General features: G+C 36.2%; 24 protein-coding genes and 1 riboswitch. Of the genes, 16 read left to right on the top strand and 8 right to left on the bottom strand.

Going from position 1 to position 25044, the window contains the following annotated elements; genetic code table 11:
- Positions 1 to 166 precede the first annotated feature (166 nt).
- Positions 167 to 1438, top strand: a complete 1272-nt coding sequence (gene purD / locus BAU28_RS08125) for a phosphoribosylamine--glycine ligase (RefSeq protein ID WP_071718291.1) — start codon at positions 167 to 169, stop codon at positions 1436 to 1438.
- Between the two features lie 36 nt (positions 1439 to 1474).
- Here purD and BAU28_RS08120 read toward each other — a convergent pair whose 3' ends face one another.
- The 3 genes from BAU28_RS08120 to BAU28_RS08110 all read right to left on the bottom strand — a co-directional run bounded on the left by BAU28_RS08120 (position 1475) and on the right by BAU28_RS08110 (position 3106).
- Positions 1475 to 1639: a type II toxin-antitoxin system antitoxin gene (locus BAU28_RS08120; protein ID WP_001085171.1), complete on the bottom strand. Its 165-nt coding sequence runs from the start codon at positions 1637 to 1639 to the stop codon at positions 1475 to 1477.
- A 15-nt stretch (positions 1640 to 1654) separates the two neighbouring features.
- Positions 1655 to 2500 (bottom strand): SPFH domain-containing protein, encoded by an 846-nt coding sequence (locus tag BAU28_RS08115; protein ID WP_048375592.1) that lies wholly within the window; start codon positions 2498 to 2500, stop codon positions 1655 to 1657.
- 228 nt (positions 2501 to 2728) lie between these two features.
- Positions 2729 to 3106 carry a YgaP family membrane protein gene (locus BAU28_RS08110; RefSeq protein ID WP_048375589.1) on the bottom strand — a complete coding sequence of 126 codons (378 nt, stop codon included), beginning with the start codon at positions 3104 to 3106 and terminating at the stop codon, positions 2729 to 2731.
- Between the two features lie 295 nt (positions 3107 to 3401).
- Between BAU28_RS08110 and pcrB the strand changes: the two genes are divergently transcribed.
- The 7 genes from pcrB to BAU28_RS08070 all read left to right on the top strand — a co-directional run bounded on the left by pcrB (position 3402) and on the right by BAU28_RS08070 (position 13551).
- Positions 3402 to 4091 (top strand): heptaprenylglyceryl phosphate synthase, encoded by a 690-nt coding sequence (gene pcrB / locus BAU28_RS08100; protein ID WP_002174612.1) that lies wholly within the window; start codon positions 3402 to 3404, stop codon positions 4089 to 4091.
- Between the two features lie 12 nt (positions 4092 to 4103).
- Positions 4104 to 6347: a DNA helicase PcrA gene (gene pcrA / locus BAU28_RS08095; protein WP_071718298.1), complete on the top strand. Its 2244-nt coding sequence runs from the start codon at positions 4104 to 4106 to the stop codon at positions 6345 to 6347.
- Between the two features lie 15 nt (positions 6348 to 6362).
- Positions 6363 to 8372: an NAD-dependent DNA ligase LigA gene (gene ligA, locus BAU28_RS08090; protein ID WP_071718289.1), complete on the top strand. Its 2010-nt coding sequence runs from the start codon at positions 6363 to 6365 to the stop codon at positions 8370 to 8372.
- A gap of 16 nt (positions 8373 to 8388) precedes the next feature.
- Positions 8389 to 9585, top strand: a complete 1197-nt coding sequence (locus BAU28_RS08085; RefSeq protein ID WP_048375583.1) for a CamS family sex pheromone protein — start codon at positions 8389 to 8391, stop codon at positions 9583 to 9585.
- Between the two features lie 93 nt (positions 9586 to 9678).
- Positions 9679 to 10449 (top strand): TSUP family transporter, encoded by a 771-nt coding sequence (locus tag BAU28_RS08080; protein ID WP_002174616.1) that lies wholly within the window; start codon positions 9679 to 9681, stop codon positions 10447 to 10449.
- Between the two features lie 153 nt (positions 10450 to 10602).
- Positions 10603 to 12150 (top strand): L-glutamate gamma-semialdehyde dehydrogenase, encoded by a 1548-nt coding sequence (gene pruA / locus BAU28_RS08075; RefSeq protein WP_071718288.1) that lies wholly within the window; start codon positions 10603 to 10605, stop codon positions 12148 to 12150.
- A gap of 507 nt (positions 12151 to 12657) precedes the next feature.
- A complete protein-coding gene (locus tag BAU28_RS08070) occupies positions 12658 to 13551 on the top strand; it encodes a DUF4097 family beta strand repeat-containing protein (RefSeq protein ID WP_071718287.1) in 894 nt (297 codons plus the stop codon).
- 67 nt (positions 13552 to 13618) lie between these two features.
- Here BAU28_RS08070 and BAU28_RS08065 read toward each other — a convergent pair whose 3' ends face one another.
- Positions 13619 to 14164: a cysteine hydrolase family protein gene (locus BAU28_RS08065; protein WP_002174619.1), complete on the bottom strand. Its 546-nt coding sequence runs from the start codon at positions 14162 to 14164 to the stop codon at positions 13619 to 13621.
- A 241-nt stretch (positions 14165 to 14405) separates the two neighbouring features.
- Positions 14406 to 14512: riboswitch (SAM riboswitch) on the top strand.
- A gap of 129 nt (positions 14513 to 14641) precedes the next feature.
- On the opposite strand from BAU28_RS08065, the gene BAU28_RS08060 reads away from it, so the two are divergent.
- The 3 genes from BAU28_RS08060 to BAU28_RS08050 are packed head-to-tail and all read left to right on the top strand — an operon-like array spanning position 14642 to position 17191.
- Entirely contained in the window at positions 14642 to 15661 is a 1020-nt protein-coding gene (locus tag BAU28_RS08060) for a methionine ABC transporter ATP-binding protein (protein WP_048375576.1), read from the top strand.
- Positions 15651 to 16316 carry a methionine ABC transporter permease gene (locus tag BAU28_RS08055; RefSeq protein ID WP_071718286.1) on the top strand — a complete coding sequence of 222 codons (666 nt, stop codon included), beginning with the start codon at positions 15651 to 15653 and terminating at the stop codon, positions 16314 to 16316. The genes BAU28_RS08060 and BAU28_RS08055 overlap by 11 nt, the downstream gene beginning before the upstream one ends.
- Positions 16317 to 16336: 20 nt before the next feature.
- A complete protein-coding gene (locus tag BAU28_RS08050) occupies positions 16337 to 17191 on the top strand; it encodes a MetQ/NlpA family ABC transporter substrate-binding protein (RefSeq protein WP_071718285.1) in 855 nt (284 codons plus the stop codon).
- Between the two features lie 168 nt (positions 17192 to 17359).
- Here BAU28_RS08050 and BAU28_RS08045 read toward each other — a convergent pair whose 3' ends face one another.
- The 4 genes from BAU28_RS08045 to BAU28_RS08030 form a co-directional block, all read right to left on the bottom strand.
- Positions 17360 to 17845, bottom strand: coding sequence for an HXXEE domain-containing protein (locus tag BAU28_RS08045; RefSeq protein WP_071718284.1), 486 nt, complete (start codon positions 17843 to 17845; stop codon positions 17360 to 17362).
- Between the two features lie 64 nt (positions 17846 to 17909).
- Complete coding sequence (locus BAU28_RS08040; protein WP_071718283.1) at positions 17910 to 18101, bottom strand: DUF3926 domain-containing protein; 192 nt, start codon at positions 18099 to 18101, stop codon at positions 17910 to 17912.
- Entirely contained in the window at positions 18094 to 19275 is a 1182-nt protein-coding gene (locus tag BAU28_RS08035; protein WP_083594606.1) for an ArsA family ATPase, read from the bottom strand. Before BAU28_RS08035 ends, BAU28_RS08040 begins: the two co-directional genes overlap by 8 nt.
- A 75-nt stretch (positions 19276 to 19350) precedes the next feature.
- Positions 19351 to 19833, bottom strand: a complete 483-nt coding sequence (locus BAU28_RS08030; protein WP_002174627.1) for a MarR family winged helix-turn-helix transcriptional regulator — start codon at positions 19831 to 19833, stop codon at positions 19351 to 19353.
- Between the two features lie 233 nt (positions 19834 to 20066).
- On the opposite strand from BAU28_RS08030, the gene BAU28_RS08025 reads away from it, so the two are divergent.
- The 5 genes from BAU28_RS08025 to BAU28_RS08005 all read left to right on the top strand — a co-directional run bounded on the left by BAU28_RS08025 (position 20067) and on the right by BAU28_RS08005 (position 25032).
- Complete coding sequence (locus tag BAU28_RS08025; RefSeq protein ID WP_071718281.1) at positions 20067 to 20303, top strand: YiaA/YiaB family inner membrane protein; 237 nt, start codon at positions 20067 to 20069, stop codon at positions 20301 to 20303.
- Positions 20304 to 20444: 141 nt separating this feature from the next.
- Positions 20445 to 20735, top strand: a complete 291-nt coding sequence (gene gatC / locus BAU28_RS08020; protein ID WP_000086999.1) for an Asp-tRNA(Asn)/Glu-tRNA(Gln) amidotransferase subunit GatC — start codon at positions 20445 to 20447, stop codon at positions 20733 to 20735.
- 15 nt (positions 20736 to 20750) lie between these two features.
- Positions 20751 to 22208: an Asp-tRNA(Asn)/Glu-tRNA(Gln) amidotransferase subunit GatA gene (gene gatA / locus BAU28_RS08015; RefSeq protein WP_048375567.1), complete on the top strand. Its 1458-nt coding sequence runs from the start codon at positions 20751 to 20753 to the stop codon at positions 22206 to 22208.
- A 14-nt stretch (positions 22209 to 22222) separates the two neighbouring features.
- Complete coding sequence (gene gatB, locus BAU28_RS08010; RefSeq protein WP_025150187.1) at positions 22223 to 23650, top strand: Asp-tRNA(Asn)/Glu-tRNA(Gln) amidotransferase subunit GatB; 1428 nt, start codon at positions 22223 to 22225, stop codon at positions 23648 to 23650.
- Positions 23651 to 24126: 476 nt separating this feature from the next.
- Positions 24127 to 25032, top strand: a complete 906-nt coding sequence (locus tag BAU28_RS08005; protein ID WP_002174630.1) for a diacylglycerol kinase — start codon at positions 24127 to 24129, stop codon at positions 25030 to 25032.
- Positions 25033 to 25044: the final 12 nt, after the last annotated feature.

The following is a 25044-nucleotide window of genomic DNA, read 5'->3' as shown; positions in this document are numbered from 1 at the left end:
GCCAGTGCGGTACTCATGTAGGACAGCTACACTCCGTGTCCTCCTGGCGAATGCGCCTCGACCTGCTCGGTTCTCTCGATCCTCCTTTTTAAACTTTTATTGATATGAAAACAAACTAGGAGCATAGCTTCTAGTTTGTACTTATTTAATTATTGGAGGATGAAATATGAACGTTTTAGTAATCGGCCGCGGTGGACGTGAGCATGCTTTAGCTTGGAAGTTTGCACAATCTGAAAAAGTAGAAAAAGTATATGTAGCACCAGGTAATGAAGGTATGCGCGATGTTGCAACACCAATTGATATTGATGAAAACGATTTTGATGCACTAGTCTTATTTGCAAAAGAAAACAATGTAGGCTTAACTTTCGTTGGACCAGAAATTCCACTTATGAACGGAATTGTTGATCGTTTTAAAGAAGAGGGACTTCGTGTATTTGGTCCTAATAAAGCGGCTGCTGTTATTGAAGGTAGTAAAGCTTTTACAAAAGAACTTATGAAAAAGTATGAAATTCCAACTGCGGCATATGAAACTTTTACAGACTACGAAGAGGCAGTAAAGTACATTCAAAAAGTTGGTGCACCGATTGTAATTAAGGCGGATGGATTAGCTGCTGGTAAAGGTGTAACAGTAGCAATGACGCTTGAAGAGGCATTACAAGCTGTGAAAGAAATGCTACAAGATGTGAAATTTGGAGAAGCAAGCAAGAAGGTTGTTATTGAAGAGTTTTTAGATGGACAAGAATTTTCATTAATGGCATTTGTGAATGGAACAACTGTGCATCCAATGGTAATTGCTCAAGATCATAAACGAGCTTTTGATGGCGATAAAGGTCCAAATACAGGCGGAATGGGCGCATATTCTCCAGTACCACAAATTCCGGAATCAGCAGTTCAAGAGGCGATTAAAACAGTATTACATCCAACTGCTAAAGCGATGATTCAAGAAAATCGTTCGTTTACAGGAATTTTATATGCGGGGCTTATTTTAACGAATGATGGTCCAAAGGTAATTGAATTTAATGCACGCTTTGGTGATCCTGAAACAGAAGTTGTATTACCGCGCTTAGAAAACGATTTAGTTGATGTATGTAATGCTGTATTAGATGAAAGTGAATTAACATTGGAATGGTCAGAGGAAGCAGTTATCGGTGTCGTACTTGCTTCAAAAGGCTATCCAGAAGCGTATAAAAAAGGTGAAATTATTAACGGATTAGATACATTGCAAGATGTGATTGTTTTTCATGCGGGTACGGTGATGAAACATGGTGATTTTGTAACAAACGGCGGTCGTGTATTGTTTGTTGCTTGCAAGGCAAAAAATTTACAAGAAGCAAAAGATAAAGTCTATAAAGAAATCGGTAAAATAGAGAGTGATGGTCTATTTTATCGAAGTGATATAGGATATCGTGCAATTGGGCATGAGATGACGAGAAGCTAATGTATAAAAAATCCCGCTGATTTCTCAGCGGGATTTTTATGCATCTTTATCTTTTTTCAATTTTCCTTTTTGCTTTGCCATTTCTCGAAGTAAATACTCGATGTGTGCGTTGACGCTACGAAATTCATCATTCGCCCATTTTTCGATGACTGCGTGTAATTCAGGATCAATACGTAATGGAAAGCTTTTCTTTTTAGCCATAATTACTTACAACCTTTAATATAAGCTTCCTGTATTAATAACTGGCTGCGCACCTTTATCTGAAACGATGGCAACTAATAAGTTGTTCACCATATTTGCTTTACGCTCGTCATCTAAATCAAGTACGCCTTCTTCATCTAGCATGAGGATTGAATCTTTAGCCATTTTTACAGCGCCTTCAACAATCTCTTTTCGAGCAGCTAATACCGCTTTCGCTTGTTGACGTTGTAGCATTGCATGAGCAATTTCTGTTGCGTAAGCTAAATGCGTTAAACGAGTTTCTAACACTTCTACACCAGCAATTTCAAGACGTGCTTCTAATTCGCGTTTTAGCTCTTCTGAAATTTCCACAGTATTTCCGCGTAACGTGATGCAAGTTTCATCTTGGAAATTATCATAAGGATATTTAGTTGCAACGTGGCGGATTGCTGTTTCACTTTGAATTTCTACGAATCGATCGTAATGCTCAACACCGAAAATTGCTTTTGCAGAATCAACAACTTTGTATACAATAACAGCTGCAATTTCAATTGGATTTCCTTCAACATCGTTTACTTTTAACTTCTTACTGTTAAAGTTTTCAACACGTAAAGATACGGTTTGACGAAATGCGAATGGAATTGTTAAAAATAAACCATTTTGACGAATTGTCCCTAAATAATTACCGAAAAACGTAATTACTTTTGCTTGGTTCGGTTGAACGATGCCAATACCTGTCGCGAGAACCGCAGCTAAAATAATAGTTAATGCTGCTACTATAAAAATTTCTTGCACAAGGCAAAATACACCGATAGCGGCTAAAATCAAAATCCCAATAATACCGAGAAAACCATTTACATAAAAAACTTGTTTTTCTTTCATATGATCGCCTCCTGATATAAAAATGATATCACTTTTATATCATTACATGCAAGAGGTTTACACCTAATTTTCTGAATTTTATTGACTGATATCTTTTATGTACGTTTTAGGGGTAAAACTCCGAAAAATAAGAATGTACGTTCTGATTTATGGTAAAATAAAGAAGACTTAGCCGCCCACTGCAGCAGCTAAGTCTCTTTGAGAGCATCTTGCATCGTGACAAATGATTCAAAGCGGTTTTGCCAGGATTAATTCTTCAATCGCTGACTCAATCTCTTTGTCAGAAGCATCATAACTTCCATTTGACTTTGGTTTGTCATGACTGGAAGCTTGATTAACTTCTTTTTTAGTATGTCCTTTTTCAGTAAAATTCATGCTAGGCATTTTAAATGCGCCCATATTCATATATTTCCCAAATTTACACACTTCAGCAATCGGGCAGAAACGAACAATTCCCTCTGCAATTTTCATTGCACCTATCCATAGCAAAACTTTAGACCAAGTGCAATGTGGTTTGCGTATGAGCTTGGCAGTACTACAACCAAGTAAAATGAATCCGAGTGTAATTCGAATTAGAGCACTAATTGTACCGATGTTTTGCTTCATTAGAAAAACACTCCTTTTAGCTTAACTTCGAAATAGAGAATACTATTTCATTTGTTAGTATTCCGTATAAGTTTTTTGATATGTAATCCAACATTTGACGTTGAAAAAGATGTTGGATTGGGCGTGTGTGTAGGTAGCTTTTTTTGTTATAATGAAAGAATGCATAAAAGGGAGATCGAAACTTCACTCTCCTTTTTGAACAGATGTAGTAGAGGAAGTTCAAAAATCCTGATAAAAATTAACTGCTCTTTTGAGTAGGAATATAGATATGATTAGAAAAAGGAAGGGTGTTTTCATGTACGATATTTCCAAATGGAAACATGTATTTAAGCTTGATCCAAATAAGGAGTTAAGCGATGAACATTTAGAAATGATTTGTGAATCAGGGACAGACGCGGTAATTGTCGGCGGAAGTGATGGAGTTACAATTGATAATGTATTACACATGCTAGTTAGCATTCGTAGATATGCAGTTCCTTGTGTGTTAGAGGTTTCTGATGTGGAAGCAATCACACCAGGTTTTGATTTTTATTACATCCCAAGTGTTTTAAATAGCCGAAAAGTAGAATGGGTAACGGGTGTTCATCATGAGGCATTGAAAGAATTTGGGGATATTATGGATTGGGACGAAATTTTCATGGAAGGGTATTGTGTTTTAAATCCCGAAGCGAAAGTAGCCCAACTTACAGATGCAAAATGTGATTTAACAGAAGATGATGTTATTGCATACGCGCGTTTAGCAGACAAGCTATTACGTTTACCGATATTCTATTTAGAATATAGCGGTACGTATGGAGATATTGAACTTGTTAAAAATGTAAAAGCAGAATTGAAACAAGCTAAGTTATATTATGGCGGTGGTATTTCTAATGCAGAACAAGCAAAAGAAATGGCACAGTATGCTGATACAGTAGTTGTTGGAAATGTTATTTATGATGATATAAAAGCTGCGTTAAAAACAGTGAAAGCAGTAAAAGGAGAGTAGGTGCAGGCACATATGAGTATGACAGATAGGTTATTAAATGGTTTAAACCCACAGCAACAGAAAGCAGTACAAACAACGAATGGACCACTACTATTAATGGCAGGCGCCGGTAGTGGTAAAACACGTGTGTTAACACATCGTATTGCGTATTTGCTTGGTGAAAAAGGTGTGGCGCCATGGAATGTATTAGCGATTACCTTTACAAATAAGGCTGCCCGTGAAATGCGCGAGCGTATTGATACACTTGTTGGACCAGAAGCAGAAGACATCTGGATTTCTACATTCCACTCAATGTGTGTGCGTATTTTGCGACGAGATATTGACCGCATTGGGATTAATCGTAACTTTACAATTTTAGATGCAGGTGATCAGCTAACTGTTGTGAAGAAAATTATGAAAGAGCGCAATATTGATCCGAAGAAGTTTGAGCCACGCTCTATATTAGCCGGTATTAGTAATGCGAAAAATGAACTGTTATCTGCAGATAAATATGCAAAAAAAATTACAATCGCTGATCCATATGAAAAATTAACGAGCGATGTATATACAGAATATCAAAAACGTCTTCTGAAAAATAACTCATTAGACTTTGATGATTTAATTATGACAACAATTCAGTTATTTGAGCGTGTTCCAGAAGTACTAGAGTTTTATCAGCGTAAGTTCCAATATATTCACGTTGATGAGTATCAAGATACGAACAAAGCGCAGTACCTTCTTGTTAAACATTTAGCAGCACGTTTTAAAAATCTATGCGTTGTAGGTGATTCTGACCAGTCTATTTACCGCTGGCGTGGTGCAGACATTTCTAACATTTTGTCATTCGAAAAAGACTATGAGAATGCGCAAGTTATCCTGTTAGAACAAAACTATCGTTCGTCACAAAATATTTTAAATGCAGCTAATGCTGTTATTGAAAAAAATTCAAACCGTAAACCGAAGAAATTATGGACAGACAATCAAGTTGGAAGCAAAATCTCGTATTATCGTGCTGCAACCGAAAAGGACGAAGCGTATTTTGTTGCGAAAAAAATTCGTGATGATATTCAAATGGGGAACCGAAAATATACTGATTTTGCGGTATTATATCGTACGAATGCACAGTCTCGTATGGTCGAGGAGATTTTCCTGAAATCTAATATCCCTTACAAAATTGTCGGCGGTACTAAGTTCTACGACCGTAAAGAGATTAAAGACATTTTGGCGTATTTGCGTCTAATTGGGAATCCAGATGATGAGATTAGTTTTGCACGTATTATTAACATGCCAAAGCGCGGGATTGGTGCTACTTCTATCGATAAAATTATTAATTATGGCGTACAAAATGGAATTTCATTAACTGCTGTATTCGATGAGATTGAGCATGTTGGAGTAAGTGCAAAAATAACAAAGGCAGTAAAAGAATTCGCAAGTTTATTACACAACTGGGTAAATATGCAAGAGTATTTATCTGTTACAGAATTAGTAGAAGAAGTTATTGAAAAAACAGGTTATCGCGATATGTTGAAAAATGAGCGTTCTTTAGAAGCAGAAGGCCGTTTAGAAAACTTAGACGAGTTTTTATCTGTTACGCAAACATTTGAATCTCAAAGCGAAGATAAGAGCCTTGTTGCATTCTTAACAGACTTAGCTCTTGTTGCAGATATTGATCGTGTAGATGAAGATCCAACTGCTGGTGAAGAAGTTATTTTAATGACGATGCACTCAGCGAAAGGATTAGAATTCCCAGTTGTCTTTATTGTTGGTTTAGAGGAAGGGATATTCCCACATACTCGTTCTCTTATGGAAGAAGATGAAATGCAAGAAGAACGTCGTCTTGCCTATGTAGGTATTACCCGTGCAGAAGAAGAGTTATACTTATCCAATGCTCAAATGCGTACTTTATTTGGTAGAACAAGTATGAATGCAGCATCTCGATTTATTACAGAAATTCCGACAGAGTTAGTGGAATCATTAAATGAAACAGCGCCGAAGCGTGAAACTTCGTTTGGTGCAAAAGGAAGAACGACAGGCGCAACGGCAAGTGCAACGACAACACGTTCTCGCTCAGCTTTCGTACGTCCGGCTGTTAAGACAACAGGTGGCGAGCAAATTGGTTGGGCAGTAGGTGACAAAGCTTCCCACCAGAAATGGGGAGTCGGTACAGTTGTAAGTGTAAAAGGTGAGGGAGATGCAAAAGAATTAGATATTGCGTTCCCAAGTCCAATTGGTATTAAACGTTTATTAGCGAAATTTGCACCTGTGACGAAACAATAGGAAAGGAATGAGGATATGTCAAAAGAGATAACAAAAAAGCGTATAGAAGAACTGCGTGATTTGTTAAATACATTTAACTATCAATATCACGTATTAGACAATCCTTCGGTTTCTGATGCGGAATATGACCGCAATATGCAGGAGCTTATAAAATTAGAAGCAGAGAACCCTGAATTTGTAACGGAAGACTCCCCCTCTATTCGAGTTGGGGGAGCTGTACTTGATATATTTGAAAAGGTAACGCATAAATCACCGATGTTAAGCTTAGGAAACGCGTTTAATGCAGGAGATTTGCGTGATTTTGACCGAAGAGTACGTCAAGGAATTGATGATGCGAATGTAAGATATATATGCGAATTAAAAATTGACGGACTTGCTGTTTCACTTCATTATGAAAAAGGAAGCTTTATTCAAGGTGCAACACGCGGTGATGGTATAACTGGTGAAGATATTACCCAAAACTTAAAAACGATTAAAGCAATTCCACTTCGATTAAATGAAGAAGTAACATTAGAAGCGCGAGGCGAGGCTTATATGCCGAAGCGTTCATTCGTTAAATTAAATGAAGAAAAAGAGCAAAATGGTGAAGATGTATTTGCAAATCCGCGTAATGCGGCAGCAGGATCGATACGTCAACTTGATCCGAAAATTGCAGCGAAGCGTAACTTATCTATGTTTGTATATGGTCTTGCTAATGTAGAAGAAAAAATAATTCCTTCTCATAGTGAATCACTTAATTTCTTAGGTGAGCTTGGGTTTAAGACGAATCCAAATCGTCGTACATGTGAAACAATTGAAGAAGTAATAGCCTATGTAGAAGAGTGGCAAGAAAAACGCCCGCATCTTGATTATGAGATTGACGGAATCGTTATAAAAGTAGACGATGTTGCTATTCAAGAAAGCTTAGGAACTACAGCAAAAAGTCCAAGATGGGCAATTGCTTATAAATTCCCAGCTGAAGAAGTTGTTACGAGATTAACAGGGATTGAATTAAGCGTTGGCCGCACAGGGGTTGTAACACCAACTGCAGAGTTAGAGCCAGTGCGAGTGGCTGGAACTATTGTCCGTCGTGCTTCTTTACATAACGAAGATTTAATTCGTGAAAAAGACATTCGAATTGGTGACTACGTTGTTGTGAAAAAGGCCGGAGATATTATTCCTGAAGTTGTGAACGTTATTTTTGATAAGCGTACTGGTGAGGAAGAAGAATACCGCATGCCAACGCATTGTCCAGCGTGTGAGAGTGAACTGGTCCGTTTAGAAGAAGAAGTAGCACTTCGTTGTATAAATCCGACTTGTCCAGCTCAAATTCGTGAAGGATTAATCCATTTCGTTTCAAGAAACGCAATGAATATTGACGGACTTGGAGAACGTGTAATTACACAACTCTTTGATGCAGATTATATTCGCACGTTTGCCGATTTATATTCATTGACGAAAGAGCAATTACTACAGTTAGAGCGTTTCGGTGAAAAGTCAGCAACAAATTTAGTACAAGCAATTGAGAATTCTAAGGGAAATTCATTAGAGCGATTATTATTTGGTCTTGGTATTCGCCACGTCGGAGCGAAAGCAGCACGCACATTTGCTGAACATTTCGAAACGATGGATGAGCTTGTGAAAGCAACAGAAGAAGAACTAAAAGCAATTAATGAGATTGGTGAAAAAATGGCTCAATCCGTAGTAACGTATTTCGATAATGAAGACGTATTAGAGCTATTACAACAATTTAAAGAGTATGGTGTGAACATGGCATACAAAGGTATAAAAAGTGCTGATTTACAAAATGTTGAGTCGTACTTCGCAGGAAAAACTGTCGTCTTAACAGGGAAACTAGAAGTTATGGGACGCAGTGAAGCGAAGAAGAAGATTGAGGCATTAGGTGGAAAAGTAACAGGAAGTGTTAGTAAAAGTACGGATTTAGTTGTTGCTGGTGAAGCTGCTGGCTCGAAATTAGCGCAAGCAGAGAAGCACAATGTTGAAGTTTGGAATGAAGAGAGGTTCTTACAAGAGCTGAATAAGTAAGAGGTGCAAACTTACGATGAAAAAAATAGCGTTAGTGATATTAAGTCTAGGCCTACTTGTAAGTGGGTGTAGCACGGGTGCCAACAAAGATGAAAAAGTAGTTGAGAAATCGGGGAAAGCGAAAGAGCAAGCGGTTATCCCGAAATACTCCATTTCGGATGAATATTATAAGACGACGGTTCCATTTGATCCAGGTAAGGCACGTGGTTTAGTTGTACAAGGTTTAAATAGTCGTCTAGATATAGATGAGTTTGAAACGGGGCTCATGCGTATTGCGAAAGAATCGTTTAGTACGAAAGATTATTTCTTTAAAGGCGGAAATGTTCTAGATGCTCAAACTATACAAATGCTTGTAAAAAGAAAGCGTACAGATGCTGAACAAAAAGATCTAGAGGACAAGTTAAAAAAAGATGCAGTTAAATTTCCGAATATCGGACTGAATCCAGCCTTAAGTGAAGGCCCAGAGTCACTAGAAGTGAAAAATAAAAAAAATCCAATATATATATCAAATATTTTAGAGCATGATTATTATGAACAAAAAGGTGAGAACGCTGCTGAACCTAGTGGCATTGTAGTTGGATTAGCGATGAATTCTGTCCAGTATTATAATGAAGAGCATGGTTATCCTCGTGAGGCTGAAATCTCAGATAAAAAAATGTTGGCTGAAGGGAAAAGAATGGCACAAGAGATACTGAAAGTAATGCAGCAAAAAGATCCTAAAGTAAAAAATATTCCGGTTACCTTTGCAATTTACCGTCAAGGTCCAAAGTCTTCGCTTGTGCCGGGGAATTTTGTTTCTTATGCTAAGGTAGAAAAAGGTAGTGAAACGGTTGAGGATTGGAAACCAATCAATGAGAAATATTACTTGTTCCCGTCTGAACAAGCAAAAACAGATAATAAACGTGAAGACCTTGCAAGAGTAGCAAACTTTAAAGCGAAATTAAGCGAGTATTTCCAAGGTGATTATACAGCTGTTATCGGTACTGGGATGTATAAGGATGATGAATTAAAGGAAATGAAACTTGAAATTCCTATCCAATTTAATGGGAAAGCTGAAGTAATTGGTTTTACACAATATGTAGCAGGACTTGTTACGGAATACTTCCCGAATTATATGAAAGTACAAGTAACGATTAAATCTGTAGAACGCCCAGAAGCTATTATTATACGTGAAGCGAAGCAAGATGAACCGTTTGTGAAAATTTTAGATTAAAGATGGAGCTGTTCCTTTCTGGGACAGCTTTTTTTTTGGAGGAATTTTGTTATAATTTAAAATGTTATAAATAAAGGGGTAAGGGGCAAAGTCATGGAAGAACTAAGTTTTCAAGTCATTATTTTATTAATTGCATTCGGTTTTTTAGCGGCTTTCATTGATTCGGTTGTTGGAGGTGGAGGGTTAATTTCGCTTCCTGCACTTATGTTCGTTGGGTTACCACCAGCTTCGGCAATCGCAACGAATAAATTAGCTGCAACGATGGGGACGTTTACGAGTGCAGTTTATTTTATTCGATCAGGAAAGGTCGATTTTCGGATTGTAGGAAAGTTAATCCCGTTAACTATTATTGGAGCGGTCGCAGGTGCTTTAGTAGTAAAGTTTATTCCGCCTGATATTTTGCGTCCATTAGTGCTTGTAATGTTGGTTTTTATTGCCATTTATATTATTGCAAAAAAAGATTGGGGAAGTGTATCTACCTATAAAAAGATGACAAGAGGAAAAACATTAATGTTTTTCTTTGTGATTTTAATTATAGGATTCTATGATGGTTTTTTTGGTCCAGGAACAGGATCCTTTTTAATTTTTGCATTTTTATTAATTGGTTTGGATTTTATTCAAGCGGCAGCATCTGGAAAACTTTTGAACTTCGTTAGTAATATCGTATCTTTAATTACTTTTTTATTTTTAGATATAATTCATTTTGAATACGGTATAATTATGGGATTATCAATGATTTTAGGTGCTTATTTTGGATCGAAGTTTGCAGTTCGAAAAGGCGTTGGATATGTAAGGACTTTATTTTTATTAGTTACTATTTTATTAATCGGGAAAAATGTTTTGGAATATACTCATATTTTGTAGATTCATACGTATGTATGAATCTCTTTTTTTTATTATATTTTAAAAATTAATTAATTTTTAAAATATAAGTCTAGGAATATTTGAATAAATCTAAATTATCGTGTAGAATAATGTTGTAAAATGTAAACGTTTTTCTAAGGGGAGGCTAAAAAAATGGTAGTAGCATACAAACATGAGCCATTTACAGATTTTTCAGTAGAGGCTAACAAATTAGCGTTTGAAGAAGGTTTAAAGAAAGTAGAATCTTATCTTGGACAAGACTATCCATTAATTATCGGGGGAGAAAAAATCACTACAGAAGACAAAATTGTTTCTGTAAACCCTGCAAATAAAGAGGAACTTGTTGGTCGCGTTTCAAAAGCAAGCCGTGAATTAGCTGAAAAAGCAATGCAAGTAGCGGATGAAACATTCCAAACTTGGAGAAAGTCAAAACCAGAAATGCGTGCAGACATTTTATTCCGTGCTGCAGCAATTGTTCGTCGTAGAAAACATGAGTTCTCTGCTATTCTTGTAAAAGAAGCAGGTAAACCATGGAATGAGGCAGATGCTGATACAGCAGAAGCAATCGACTTTATGGAATATTATGGTCGTCAAATGTTAAAATTAAAAGACGGTATGCCAGTAGAAAGCCGTCCAATTGAATATAATCGTTTCTCTTACATTCCATTAGGAGTAGGTGTTATCATTTCTCCTTGGAATTTCCCATTCGCAATTATGGCAGGTATGACAACAGCTGCTTTAGTTTCTGGTAACACAGTATTACTAAAACCAGCTAGTACAACTCCTGTAGTAGCAGCTAAATTTATGGAAGTATTAGAAGAAGCTGGTTTACCAGCTGGCGTAGTAAACTTCGTTCCAGGTAATGGTTCTGAAGTTGGTGACTACTTAGTAGATCACCCTCGTACACGTTTCGTTAGCTTCACTGGATCTCGTGATGTAGGTATCCGTATTTATGAGCGTGCAGCGAAAGTAAACCCAGGACAAATTTGGTTAAAACGAGTTATCGCTGAAATGGGCGGTAAAGATACAATCGTTGTTGATAAAGAAGCAGATCTTGAATTAGCAGCTAAATCTATCGTTGCATCAGCATTCGGATTCTCAGGACAAAAATGTTCTGCATGTTCTCGTGCAGTAATCCATGAAGATGTATACGATCACGTATTAAATCGTACTGTTGAATTAACAAAAGAATTAACAGTTGCTAACCCAGCTGTATTAGGTACAAACATGGGTCCTGTTAATGACCAAGCTGCATTCGATAAAGTAATGAGCTATGTTGCAATTGGTAAAGAAGAAGGTAGAATCCTAGCAGGTGGCGAAGGAGACGATTCTAAAGGCTGGTTCATCCAACCAACAATCGTTGCTGACGTTGCAGAAGATGCTCGCTTAATGAAAGAAGAAATCTTCGGACCAGTAGTAGCATTCTGTAAAGCTAAAGACTTTGATCATGCACTTGCAATTGCAAACAATACAGAATACGGTTTAACAGGAGCAGTTGTTTCTAACAACCGTGACCATATCGAAAAAGCACGTGAAGACTTCCACGTTGGTAACTTATACTTCAACCGTGGATGTACTGGTGCAATCGTAGGTTACCAACCATTCGGTGGCTTTAACATGTCTGGTACAGACTCTAAAGCTGGTGGCCCTGATTACTTAGCACTTCACATGCAAGCAAAAACTACTTCTGAAACTTTATAAGAAATAGTAAAAGAGATCTTCACATCCCGTGAAGATCTCTTTTTTGAGAAACTCTCTATAATAGAGGTAACTAGTTAATTTGAAGTAGGAAATAATTACTACATATTACCATGTATTCTTTTGAACTAGCTAAACCCTATTAATAGCAGGATAAACATGTGAATAGAAACAAAACAAAGAGAAAAATTGACTTATTAGTCATATTTTTTAGTATTTATTTTTAGGATTTCCTGTATAATACAATTTGAAAGAAAATCTATGGTTAGACAAGAGAACACTCCTTTCGGTTTTGCTCACTGAAAGGGGTGTTTTTTATTTTTTAGCACATACACATTGTAACAAATTATGGAAAATGTTAGTATTTTATTTGGAGTATTCAGAAAAATTATTTAGTACTGATTAATATACAGTACTAAATAATAATAGTTATATGGATAGTACTTGTAGAAATTCAATTTTTAACAACTGTAAGACGATATGAAAATGATAAAAGGGAAGTGTTATCGTATGAAGATGGTAATCTTAGTCGCATTATCATTGCTTGTTATTGGGGTAATTGGAGTTGGGGTGATGACTGTTTTTGGAGGAGGTTTTCATAAAGTTGAAATTCATAAAAAAGAAATGGTGGCCGGTGGGAAAATCGATGAAATTGAAGTGAAAACGTCTGCTACTGATGTTGAAGTTGTGACAGTCGATTCAAAAGAAATTGAAGTGTTACTAGATGGGAATATGAGCAAAGGATTAGTAGATAAATATAAATTTATGGTAAAGGAAGAAAATAATCGTTTAAATGTAGAGTTTACTAAAGATGGGAATTCAGTTGGTTGGAACGTTGGCACTACTGCAGAGGTAAAATTACAAATTAAAGTGCCAAGTAAATTGTATGAAAATATGAAAATAAAAACGTCATCAGGGGACGTTCTAGCAAAGGATATGGAAATAAAGACAGCAGAAATAAAAACATCATCGGGAGATATATCGTTATTACAGTCTAAAATAAATGAGAAATTAACAGCTAAAACATCTAGTGGAGCAATTGAGACTAATAAAAGTGAAATTGTGGCAGCAAATTTAACTACGAGTAGCGGTGAAATTAAAGCAGATGGCCTACACTCTGATGAAGTGGCATTTACGACGTCATCAGGTAATATTGAATATAATGATAAAAGTTTGCAAGGTGAGATAGAATGTAACACCTCAAGTGGTGATGTTCATATGAAATTTGATACACTTCCTGAATCTTTGAAGATTAATTTTGAGGGAGGTTCTGGTAAACCTCATTTGAATGTACCTGGTCTATTGTATGAAGAGAAAACAAAGCATAAATTAATTGGAGTAAAAGGTTCAGGAGAACATAAAGTGCAAGTAAAAACAAGTTCGGGAGATTTTAAGTTACAATAGTTTGAGAATAAAAATAAAAATCATGTCTTTCTCTTTAATTGATGAGGAAGACATGATTTTTTGAATTTTAGTTAGCTAAAAACTCTTCTGTACTCATTACATTTGCATACACTCCATTTAAACTCGCCAAAATTGTATTGTGAATATAAACAGCCGGTATAGTAGCGTTCTTAAATGAAAGATCCTTTGTAGCGCAAGCATCATGTATAACGGTACAATGAAAGCCAAAATCAAAAGCAGCCCTTACTGTAGCATCAATACACATATGGGTCATCATTCCGCAAATTACGACATGTTCGATTTCTGAACGTTGTAATCGTTCTAGAAGATCAGTTTCTCGGAAGCTATTTGGATAATGTTTGAGTATAACGGTTTCTTCTCTAAGTGGACGGACATTTTCGTGAATTTGGACACCTTCTGTATTTGGCAGGAAAAAAGTAGCATCATCTTTTATAGCTACATGTTGTATATGAAAAATAGGTTCATTTCTTATTCTAAAATGTTGTAGTAGTTGAATAGCATATTCACTTGCTTCTACTGGATTACGTAATTCCATCTTTCCACTTGGAAAATAATCATTTTGAATATCGACGAGCAAAAGAGCTGTTTTCATATATTTATCTTCCTCCGATTTCATATTCAAATTATGTTATTCAATGAATAGAGAGGATTTCCCTTTCTAAAAGTATGAGTGATAAGAATTTTACATAACTATAAAAATCGTTATTGTATTATGATTTCTGATTTGAAAATTTAAATAGAGAAATAATTAATATTTTTCTAAAAAATGTATTGACTCTCATTATTCTGAGTTCTATAATGAGAATTAATTAAATGACAACTAAATCGATGCACTCTTATCCAGAGAGGTGGAGGGACTGGCCCTACGATACCTCAGCAACGGGTTTTTTTAATACCGTGCTAATTCCAGCAAGCCTAAAACAGGCTTGGAAGATGAGAAGATGTGAACGAGTACATATTATATTAGTGCTCTCCTTCTTATCTTTTATTACTGATAAGAAGGAGAGCACTTTTTATTTTACCTCGAAAGCTCTACTTCAAGTTTTTAAAGCATATAGGAGGGAAGAAAATGATTTCTTTTAACAATGTAAGTAAAGTATATGAATCAGGCGGACAATCAGTTCATGCCGTGGAGGATGTAACGTTGTCAGTTGAAAAGGGTGAAATTTTTGGCATTATCGGATTTAGTGGTGCTGGAAAGAGTACGTTATTACGTCTAGTAAATATGTTAGAAAGACCAACTGCAGGAACGATTTCAATAGATGATAAAGATATTACATCATTATCGACGAAAGAGTTACGGAAACTAAGACAAAGGATTGGAATGATTTTTCAAAGCTTTAATCTATTTAATTCAAGAACAGTGTTTGGGAACATTGCTTATCCATTAAAGTTAGCAAAATTGCCAAAAAATGAGATAAAAGAAAGAGTGAATGAGCTACTAAAATTTGTTGGTTTAGAAGATAAAGCAAACTATTATCCAGAACAGCTATCAGGCGGCCAAAAGCAACGCGTTGGGATTGCAAGGGCGCTTGCCACATCACCGGATATTCTCATATGTGATGAGGCAACATCAGCTTTAGATCCGGAAACAACGACAGAAATTTTAAATTTATTAAAGAAAGTAAATCGAGAATACAATTTAACGATTCTACTTATTACACATGAAATGCACGTTGTGAAAGAAATTTGTCACCGCGTAGCCGTTATGGAAAAAGGAAAAGTAATTGAAGAAGGAAAACTGTTTGACGTTTTCACACAACCAAAAACAAAAACGACTCAAAATTTTGTACGCTCTGTTATTAATGATCACTTACCAGAAAGTGTTCTAGCGAAAATTCAAAATGGAGGTCAGATTTATCGCCTGACTTTTACTGGGGAAGAGACAGGGCAGCCTGTACTATCGTATATTGCGAAAAATTATAATGTCGATGTAAATGTTCTTTACGGAAATATTATTGAACTCCAAAATGTTTTATTTGGAAATCTTCTTGTAGAACTACAAGGTGAACAAAGAGAGATTCAAAAAGCATTACAACATCTGAGACTGCAAGTGCAGCTGAAGGAGGTAGAAGCTCATGCGAGTTGATTGGAGTATATTTTGGCCTCGCATTTTAGATGCGACGGGGGATACCCTCCTAATGGTAATTGTTACCCTTATATTTGCTACAATTATAGGTATACCTCTAGGTTTACTATTATATGTGACACGGAAAGGGAATTTTTTAGAAAATAAGTGGGTCTTTTCTATTCTTAATATCATTATTAATACAATTCGTCCGATTCCGTTCATTATCTTTTTAGTAGCCTTAAGTCCAATAACAAGAAGTGTTATTGGAACTACAATCGGAACGGCAGCAGCAATCTTTCCAATGACGTTAGTTGCTTCAATTGGTATTGCTAGAATGGTTGAAACAAACCTTGTCTCTGTTCCGAAAGGAGTAATTGAGGCTGCGCAAGCAATGGGTGCTTCACCACTTAGAATTGTTTTTGAAATTCTCGTGCCAGAAGCGTTAGCGCCATTGATCTTGGGAGTTACGTTTATGACAGTTGGTTTAATTGAATTTTCTGCAGTCGCAGGACTTGTCGGTGGTGGAGGCCTTGGCGACTTAGCAATGACATATGGCTATCAACGCTTTGATACATCAGTTATGTTCGTAACGGTCGTTTTACTTATTATTCTTGTACAGTTAGCTCAAAATTTAGGAAACTACTTTGCGAAAGTCTTTTTACGCAGATCATAAAAGGAAGAGGGGAAAATAAAATGAAGAAAATTTTAGCATTTGCATTATCAGCAATCGTAGGAATTTCAGCATTAAGCGGCTGCTCAGGTGGAGACACAGGTGCAGGAGCGAAAGAGAAAGTAGTTCGCGTCGGTGTAACTGGAACAGATGGAGACGCTTGGGAAATCTTAAAGAAAAAAGCTGAAAAGGAAGGGATTAAAATTAAACTGGTTGAGTTCTCTGATTACACAACGCCAAATAAGGCGTTAGCTGATGGGGATATTGAACTAAACTCATTTCAGCATATTGCTTTCTTAGAACAATTTAAAAAGGAGCATAAGTTAGACATTACAGCTGTTGGTACAACACAAATTGCACCGATGGGTTTATACTCTGAAAAATATAAGAAAGCAAATGAAATCCCAGATGGTTCAGAAATTGCTATTCCAAATGATCCAACGAACCAAGCACGCGCATTAAAACTTCTTGATGCAGCTGGATTATTAAAGCTTAAGAAAGATTTCGGTCTATTTGGAGATCCAAGTGGTATCGCTGAAAATCCGAAGAAGTTAAAAATTACACCGGTTATCGCACAGCAAACACCTCGTGTATTAAAAGACGTAGCAGCTTCAGTTATTAATAACGGTGTTGCTGGTCAAGCTGGATTAGATCCAGCGAAGGATCCTATTTTCCTAGAAGATCCAAAGAATGAAAATGCGAAACCATATATTAATATTTTCGCAGCTCGTACGAAAGACAAAGATGATCCAACACTGAAAAGAGTAATCGAATTGTACCATTCAAAAGAAGTAACAGATGCAATTAAGAAAGAAACAAATGATGGTTCAATTTCAGTAGATCTTTCACTTGATGAGCTTGCAAAAATCGTAAAATAATTATTGAGTTTAACGGGCTAACAGAAGGAACCCCTCCGCTGTTAGTTCGCTTAACATATAATCTACTTAACAAACAAAACCCTAATTCTGTACCTTCCAATTTTGTATAACGTAGAATCCAATGTTTGTTAAGTAGAGTGATAGACCAGGAATTTTCTTGGTCTTTTTTTATTGTTGAAAGCAGCTAGCGAATAGTAAGGTAATCCAAATTATAATTGGGTAAGAAAGTAAACTGAAAATGAGTGTAATTGCTAAATTCCTTTTATGGATTAATAGTTTCTTTGATGAAAATAAGAAAAGAGAAAATAGGATAATGATGGATGCTGATATTACTCCTGGGTTATAAGAACGATAAATAACAAATAAAATAACATGTTGAACGGCGTTAAAGAAGATACAGCCCTGTATAAAAATAATCCAGTACATAGAAGATATGATGCTTAATTGATATAGAATGACTATGAGTAAGACCAATGTTGTTAATATGGAAATTGCAATGAAAAATTGTTTGTTAGTTATAAAGTGGATCGAAAATTGATTAGCAAGGTATTGTGGCATTTGAAAAGCCTCTTCAAGGTTATGAATGAAAAATAAAAAGGGGATTAGCCAGATTGTATTAGTGGCGAAATATCTTGTTGAAGATGTTTTTATCAACTTACATCAGCTCCAATAAAGGTATAGAAAGCCTATAAAAAGCAGGCCTTCTATACGGATAGGGTTATTCAATGATGATACTTTTTAAATTACCTTCAGGATGTGGTTGTTCTTCCGTATAAGAAGAGAGCTCCTCCTGTAAAATGTTTAGTGCTTGCTTAGCTGATTGCTGAATCGGATTTGGTAGCTCTTCTAATATACGCATACTAACTTTTAGTTTTGTACGAATTATTCTCCGTAAAAGTTCATCATGCATGTACTACACCTCCAAACCGAATGTTTAGTACATCATCTTCAAACTTAGCTCCTTGAATAGAAAGGTGCGTTAATGTTTTTGGTAATGTGATATTTCGCTTCACAGAACCGGCTCGAATAATAAGTTCATCACCTTTTTGATTTAATGAAAGTTCACTTTTGTTTGAGAAGGGAATGGACAGAACGAAAATATATTCATCACCATCTTTTTTTACATATTGCGTGCGACCGTTGAATTTCACTTCAGTAGGACAAGGATCAGTTTTAAATAAAGCATCTCCGACACGCTCTAACATAGACAGCCCAACAACTTCTTGCTCAAACATCGGAGCTTCATAAATAGGAAGTGGTTGAAAGCTATTTTGAATTAATGTTTTATATTTCTTTTGTGTATCTTTCCATGCCTGAAAATAAGGATCGGTGACAGTGTTGGGGATGACGCGGTTAATCATAATGGCATCTACGTTATAATCGTATAAATTTAAATACGTAAAACTGCGCTGAGCTTCTTTAATAACCATTTTTTCAGGATTTACAACAACGCGAATACTTGTTACTTCTCGGTTTGATAAAATATCTCTCATTTCTCCAAGTTGTTCAAGCGTATTCGTTAATTCGTCCATAATATCATCTGTTGGGAGAGGGACGCCAAGGAGTGGTTGTGCTACAGGACGAACAACTTTTAAAACCTTTCTTTTAATAGGAAATAGTTTTTCCATCCACCAGCCGAGCATATCTGGAAAACTAAGCATTGCTAAAGTTTCTCCTGTTGGTGCGCAATCAATAATGATGACGTCATATGTGTTTTGTTTATAGTAATCGAGTACTCGAAGTAAGCTAATTAAATCTTCCATACCAGGAAACATTGTTAATTCTTCTGTTGTAATATCGTCAGCTGCTTTGGAAGTGAAGAGTAGTGTAATGTATTTCTGTAATTTGCCCCAACCTTTTTCCATTTCATAAATAGTATTAATTTCTTGTGCCCATAAATTTTCTCGAATTTCTAATGGTTCAGAAGATAGTTTTATACCAAGTGAATCTCCTAAACTATGAGCAGGATCTGTGCTCATTACTAATGTTCTTAATCCTTGTTTTGCACTTTGAAGTGCTGTTGCTGCTGAAATGCTAGTTTTTCCTACGCCGCCTTTACCTGTATACAAAATAATTCTCATCATTATATCCCCTTTGTTTCGAATGTCGAATATTACGAGTTTCGAAGTAAATGATTGAATAAAAACCCGGCCAGGGTTTTATTCAATCGGAATGTTTTTCATTTTAGGTGTAGAAACTTTTTCTTCTGTTTTTTGCTGTGACGTAGCAATGTGATTCATGATCTTTTGGAATATTTGTAGCAAGAATGCTTTTTCTTCTTCTGACAATGCTTCTGTCACTAGGCTAAAGTAATGGGCGGCATTTTGTTTTACTTCTTGAACGAGCATTATGCCGTTTTCTGTTAAACGAATTAATACAATGCGTCGATCCTTTTCATCTCGATAACGTTCAATATATCCCTTTTTTACAAGGCGATTTACGACGCCTGTCGTTGTACTCATCGGTATATCAAGAAGATCAGCAATTTTTGTCATTGTAATATCTGCATTTCGCTCCATCCAAAGTAAACAAAACACTTCTGTCTTAGAAAGCGTTAGATCAAGGGTTACCCATTCTTCAGGATAGAAAAGTTTCTTGGCGTTATCTAGCAGTAAGTCTAAAAAATGTTCATATTGCAACAATTATTTCCACTCCCGTATATTTCGAGATTCGTAATATTTGTTTTTATATTATGTTGATTTGAAATAAATGTCAATCATTTTAATTGTTTTTTTCAGTCTAGTCAGAAAATATTCTTCGAAATAGAGACTTTTTGTAATAGATTAATAAATAGAAAAAAGATAATTTACATAAAAATCCATAATGATAAATATATTTATCTATAATGGGTGTACAGCTAACGAGGGGGAGAACGATGAAGAGAAGAAATACGCAAGCGTTCACGTTTTTAGCATGGACTTCATTTGTTTGCGTGCTTTCTGGAATGTTAATAGGTATATATACATTAGATGAAACGCTTAGTGTAAAAGGGTACTATTTACTTGGGACATTATTTTTAACGATGTCTTGTATTGTATTGCAAAAAACAATTCGTGATAATGAAGAGGATAATGAAAGATTTCCAAAAAATAAACCGTTAGATAAAGAGTAAATTGTAAAGAAAGGCATTTGCCTTTCTTTTTTTGTGTAAAAATGCTGTAAGTGCCATGTGTTGACTTGCTTGAAGTACTGAAAATTTGGTATCATCAATAGTATTGTAGATTGAACGATATATTATGGAGGTGGCCTAGCCGTGTCAAGAATTTCCGTTGAGAATGTAAAGCACGTAGCACATTTAGCACGTCTTGCAATTACTGATCAAGAAGCAGAAAAATTTCAAAAACAACTAGATGCAATTGTTACATTTGCAGAACAGTTAAATGAATTAGATACAACAGATGTAAAACCAACAACTCATGTATTAACAATGAAAAATGTTATGCGTGAAGATGTGCCAGAAAAAGGTTTACCAGTAGAAGAAGTATTAAAAAATGCACCGGATCACAAAGATAATCAAATCCGTGTTCCAGCAGTATTAGAATAGAGGAGGGGAATTTCGATGTCATTATTTGATCATTCTGTATCAGAGTTACATAAGAAGTTAAACAACAAAGAAATTTCCGTTACGGATTTAGTAGAAGAATCTTACAAACGTATTGCGGATGTTGAAGATAACGTAAAAGCTTTTCTTACATTAGATGAAGAAAATGCACGCGCGAAAGCGAAAGAATTAGATGCAAAGATTGGCGCTGAAGATAATGGTTTACTATTCGGTATGCCTATCGGTGTAAAGGATAACATTGTAACTAACGGACTTCGTACAACTTGTGCGAGTAAAATATTAGCAAACTTCGATCCAATTTATGATGCGACAGTTGTGCAAAAGTTAAAAACTGCTGACACAATTACAATCGGTAAATTAAATATGGACGAGTTCGCAATGGGTTCTTCAAATGAAAACTCAGGTTTCTATGCTACAAAAAACCCATGGAACTTAGACTATGTTCCGGGCGGATCTAGTGGTGGTTCTGCAGCGGCAGTAGCGGCAGGAGAAGTATTATTCTCTCTAGGTTCTGATACGGGTGGTTCTATCCGTCAGCCAGCTGCATATTGCGGCGTTGTAGGTTTAAAACCAACTTACGGACGCGTATCTCGTTACGGATTAGTAGCATTCGCATCTTCACTTGACCAAATCGGACCGATTACACGTACAGTAGAAGACAATGCATACTTATTACAAGCTATTTCAGGTATTGACCGCATGGATGCAACTTCTGCAAATGTTGAAGTTGGAAACTACTTAGCTGGTTTAACAGGCGACGTTAAAGGCTTACGCATTGCTGTACCGAAAGAATACTTAGGCGAAGGTGTTGGCGAAGAAGCTCGTGAGTCAGTACTAGCTGCTTTAAAAGTATTAGAAGGTATGGGCGCAACTTGGGAAGAAGTATCTCTTCCGCACTCTAAATACGCTCTAGCAACATATTACTTATTATCTTCTTCTGAAGCATCTGCTAACCTTTCACGCTTCGATGGCGTACGTTACGGTGTTCGTTCTGATAATGTAAGTAATTTATTAGATCTTTACAAAAACACGCGTAGCGAAGGTTTCGGTGATGAAGTAAAACGTCGTATTATGCTTGGTACATTTGCTCTTAGCTCTGGTTACTATGATGCATATTACAAGAAAGCACAACAAGTACGTACATTAATTAAAAACGACTTTGAAAATGTATTTGCTAACTACGATGTTATTATTGGACCAACAACGCCAACTCCAGCATTTAAAGTGGGCGAAAAAGTGGACGATCCAATGACAATGTATGCAAATGACATTTTAACAATCCCAGTAAACTTAGCGGGTGTTCCAGCGATTTCTGTTCCATGTGGATTCGGTGCTAACAACATGCCACTTGGTCTACAAATCATTGGTAAACACTTCGATGAAGCGACAATTTACCGCGTTGCACATGCGTTTGAGCAAGCAACAGACTATCATACAAAAAAAGCAAGTCTGTAAGGAGGCGAGCATAGATGAATTTAGAAACAATTATTGGTTTAGAGGTTCACGTTGAGTTAAAAACAAATTCGAAAATTTTCTCTGCGAGTCCAACAGAATTCGGAGCGGAGCCAAATACACAAACAAGTGTAATTGACTTAGGATACCCAGGGGTACTTCCTACTTTAAATAAAGAAGCAGTTAACTTTGCAATGAAAGCTGCAATGGCATTAAACTGTGAAATCGCAACGGAAACGAAGTTCGACCGTAAAAACTATTTCTACCCAGATAATCCGAAAGCATACCAAATCTCTCAATTTGATAAGCCAATTGGAGAAAATGGTTGGATTGAAATCGAAGTAGACGGTAAAAAGAAACGTATCGGTATTACACGTCTTCATTTAGAAGAAGATGCTGGTAAATCAACGCATACAAGTGAAGGTTCATTAGTAGACTACAACCGTCAAGGTATGCCTTTAATCGAGATCGTATCAGAGCCAGATATGCGTACTCCAGAAGAAGCATACGCATACTTAGAGAAGTTAAAATCAATCATTCAATATACAGGTGTATCTGATTGTAAGATGGAAGAAGGTTCTCTTCGTTGTGATGCGAATATTTCACTTCGTCCAGTTGGACAAGAGAAGTTCGGTACAAAAGCAGAACTGAAAAACTTAAACTCTTTCACTTACGTGCAAAAAGGTCTTGAGCATGAGCAAGTGCGCCAAGAAAAAGAATTATTATCTGGTGGTATCATCCAACAAGAAACACGTCGTTATGATGAAGCAACGAAGAAAACAATCTTAATGCGTGTGAAAGAAGGATCTGACGATTACCGTTACTTCCCAGAGCCAGACTTAGTTGAACTTTACATCGACGATGAGTGGAAAGAAGAAGTTCGTGCTTCTATTCCAGAACTTCCAGATGCACGTAAAGCTCGCTATGTTGCAGAACTTGGCTTACCAGCTTATGATGCACACGTATTAACGTTAACGAAAGAGATGTCTGATTTCTTTGAAGCAACTGTTGCAGACGGTGCTGATGCGAAATTAACATCAAACTGGCTAATGGGTGAAGTGCTTGCATACTTAAACAAACAACAAAAAGAATTAAAAGACGTTGCATTAACACCTGCTGGTTTATCTAAAATGGTTCAATTAATTGAAAAAGGTACAATTTCTTCTAAAATCGCGAAGAAAGTATTTAATGAATTAATTGAAAAAGGTGGAGACCCAGAAGAAATCGTTAAAGCAAAAGGTCTTGTTCAAATTTCTGACGAAGGAACACTTCGTAAGGTTGTAACAGAAATTCTTGATAATAATGAGCAATCTATCGAAGACTTTAAAAACGGTAAAGACCGTGCAATTGGCTTCTTAGTTGGTCAAATTATGAAAGCTACAAAAGGACAAGCAAATCCACCGCTTGTTAACAAAATCTTACTTGAAGAAATTAATAAGCGCTAAAATAGTATAGATGCTTAAAGATTAAACAGAAAAAACACCCGTATTTGGGTGTTTTTTCTGAGTTAATCAAACGTTTGTTTAAATGGTAAAAAATAATTTAAATAAACGTTTGATTAACTGTCAAAAGTGAAAAAATGTTTGTATAGCAACTATGGTATGATAGTTGCAAAAAGGTGGGAATAATGATAAATCTAGACATAGAGAGTTTTTTCATCTCATGAAATAATAGATAATTATTATTCGTTATATGTAAATTGATGTGAGAGAATGGATAGACATAAATTTCTTGGTCAAATAAAGCAAAACCATCATGAGTGAATAGTTACTTTTGATGGGCTACACGAATCGGGTTCTTACTGCCTGTTTGAGCGGGATAAAAGAAGGATAGGAAGATGAGAGGAGGTAGGCATAGGGATACTGAATAAGGGTTCGGTGTATTCTTTTTTTAATGAATAAGGAATTTCCTGTGCTAATAAATGATGAAACGAGCAAGAATTATTTATAATCCTACTTCTGGACGTGAGCTATTTAAGAAGAGCTTACCGGAAGTATTGCAAAAATTAGAACAAGCTGGATATGAAGCATCTTGTCATGCGACAACTGGTCCTGGAGACGCAACTGTGGCGGCGAGGCAAGCTGCGGATCGCAAGTTTGATGTTGTTATTGCGGCCGGTGGTGACGGTACGCTAAATGAAGTAGTAAATGGTTTAGTGGGACATGAACATCGTCCGAAATTTGGAATTATTCCAGTTGGAACGACAAATGACTTTGCACGTGCAATTGGTGTTCCGCGTGCTATTGAAGAGGCAGCGGATATTATTTGTGAAGGGAAAACAGTTCCTTTAGATCTTGGGAGAGCGAATGATACATATTTCATTAATATTGCTGGTGGCGGCCGTATTACAGAATTAACATATGAAGTACCAAGCAAGCTAAAGACAGTATTAGGTCAACTTGCTTATTATTTAAAAGGAATCGAAATGTTACCATCATTACATCCAACATATGTTGAAATCGAGTATGATGGGAAGTTACTACAAGAAGAAATTACGATGTTTTTAATTACAAATACTCGTTCAGTTGGTGGATTCGAAAAAGTAGCACCATATGCATCTATTAACGATGGATTATTTGATTTATTAGTACTAAAAAAAGGTTCTATCGCTGATTTAATTAAAGCAGCAACACAAGCACAACGCGGTGAACATATTAATAATCCGAAAGTGTTATATACACAAGCGAATCGAATTAAAGTCCATTCACCTGATAAATTAATGATTAACTTAGATGGTGAATATGGCGGAGACGCACCGATGGAATTTGAAAATATGTATCATTGTCTTGAATTATTCGTTCCAGAACATCAAGAGGATGCCCTGTAAAGGCATCCTTTT

The organism is Bacillus paramycoides (assembly GCF_001884235.1).
GTDB lineage: Bacteria > Bacillota > Bacilli > Bacillales > Bacillaceae_G > Bacillus_A > Bacillus_A paramycoides.
This window is presented reverse-complemented; position numbering and strand designations above follow the sequence as displayed.

Excerpts from the sequence above, each read along its gene's own strand:
- BAU28_RS08115 (WP_048375592.1), bottom strand. The coding sequence starts at position 2,500 with ATGAAAGAAAAACAAGTTTTTTATGTAAATGGTTTTCTCGGTATTATT.
- BAU28_RS08050 (WP_071718285.1), top strand. The coding sequence starts at position 16,337 with ATGAAGAAAATTTTAGCATTTGCATTATCAGCAATCGTAGGAATTTCA.
- BAU28_RS08005 (WP_002174630.1), top strand. The coding sequence starts at position 24,127 with ATGATGAAACGAGCAAGAATTATTTATAATCCTACTTCTGGACGTGAG.
- BAU28_RS08060 (WP_048375576.1), top strand. The coding sequence starts at position 14,642 with ATGATTTCTTTTAACAATGTAAGTAAAGTATATGAATCAGGCGGACAA.
- BAU28_RS08025 (WP_071718281.1), top strand. The coding sequence starts at position 20,067 with ATGAAGAGAAGAAATACGCAAGCGTTCACGTTTTTAGCATGGACTTCA.
- gatB (WP_025150187.1), top strand. The coding sequence starts at position 22,223 with ATGAATTTAGAAACAATTATTGGTTTAGAGGTTCACGTTGAGTTAAAA.
- purD (WP_071718291.1), top strand. The coding sequence starts at position 167 with ATGAACGTTTTAGTAATCGGCCGCGGTGGACGTGAGCATGCTTTAGCT.
- pcrA (WP_071718298.1), top strand. The coding sequence starts at position 4,104 with ATGAGTATGACAGATAGGTTATTAAATGGTTTAAACCCACAGCAACAG.
- ligA (WP_071718289.1), top strand. The coding sequence starts at position 6,363 with ATGTCAAAAGAGATAACAAAAAAGCGTATAGAAGAACTGCGTGATTTG.
- BAU28_RS08055 (WP_071718286.1), top strand. The coding sequence starts at position 15,651 with ATGCGAGTTGATTGGAGTATATTTTGGCCTCGCATTTTAGATGCGACG.
- pcrB (WP_002174612.1), top strand. The coding sequence starts at position 3,402 with ATGTACGATATTTCCAAATGGAAACATGTATTTAAGCTTGATCCAAAT.
- BAU28_RS08120 (WP_001085171.1), bottom strand. The coding sequence starts at position 1,639 with ATGGCTAAAAAGAAAAGCTTTCCATTACGTATTGATCCTGAATTACAC.
- BAU28_RS08065 (WP_002174619.1), bottom strand. The coding sequence starts at position 14,164 with ATGAAAACAGCTCTTTTGCTCGTCGATATTCAAAATGATTATTTTCCA.
- BAU28_RS08110 (WP_048375589.1), bottom strand. The coding sequence starts at position 3,106 with ATGAAGCAAAACATCGGTACAATTAGTGCTCTAATTCGAATTACACTC.
- BAU28_RS08040 (WP_071718283.1), bottom strand. The coding sequence starts at position 18,101 with ATGCATGATGAACTTTTACGGAGAATAATTCGTACAAAACTAAAAGTT.
- BAU28_RS08080 (WP_002174616.1), top strand. The coding sequence starts at position 9,679 with ATGGAAGAACTAAGTTTTCAAGTCATTATTTTATTAATTGCATTCGGT.
- gatA (WP_048375567.1), top strand. The coding sequence starts at position 20,751 with ATGTCATTATTTGATCATTCTGTATCAGAGTTACATAAGAAGTTAAAC.
- BAU28_RS08070 (WP_071718287.1), top strand. The coding sequence starts at position 12,658 with ATGAAGATGGTAATCTTAGTCGCATTATCATTGCTTGTTATTGGGGTA.
- pruA (WP_071718288.1), top strand. The coding sequence starts at position 10,603 with ATGGTAGTAGCATACAAACATGAGCCATTTACAGATTTTTCAGTAGAG.
- BAU28_RS08085 (WP_048375583.1), top strand. The coding sequence starts at position 8,389 with ATGAAAAAAATAGCGTTAGTGATATTAAGTCTAGGCCTACTTGTAAGT.
- BAU28_RS08035 (WP_083594606.1), bottom strand. The coding sequence starts at position 19,275 with ATGATGAGAATTATTTTGTATACAGGTAAAGGCGGCGTAGGAAAAACT.